We start from the raw sequence: 336 nt of genomic DNA on the forward strand, positions 1-336 counted from the left end.
CAGAGGCGTGCTGGTGCCGGGCTGGATCCTGGCATCCGCCCTCAGCCGTGCCACCACGCCCTTGCCGCCGAGATTGGTGACGGCGAAGGTGTCCGAGCCCGCCGGCTCAACCACTTCGATGTGGCAGTCGGCGGTAGCGATCTCGGATCCGTTACGCTCGGCACCTTCCGGATCGGTCAGCGCTTCGGGGCGAACGCCGAAGATGACCTGCTTGTCCTTGAAGGCCGACAGACCAGCTGGCGCGCCGGGCATCGGCAGCACGATCGGCTGGCGCGCCTCGCGGTCGAGCACGACAGAGAGTCCACTGCCATTGGCGTCGATCTTGGCTGGGATCAG

Annotated in this window: 1 pseudogene; it reads right to left on the reverse strand. The window is 67.3% G+C overall.

The annotated features are described in order from the left end of the window. Nucleotides 1–336, reverse strand: a pseudogene (locus EN786_RS36620) (sugar ABC transporter ATP-binding protein); the annotation flags it as partial.

This window comes from Mesorhizobium sp. M4B.F.Ca.ET.143.01.1.1, from assembly GCF_004792275.1.
GTDB classification, from domain to species: Bacteria; Pseudomonadota; Alphaproteobacteria; order Rhizobiales; family Rhizobiaceae; genus Mesorhizobium; species Mesorhizobium abyssinicae.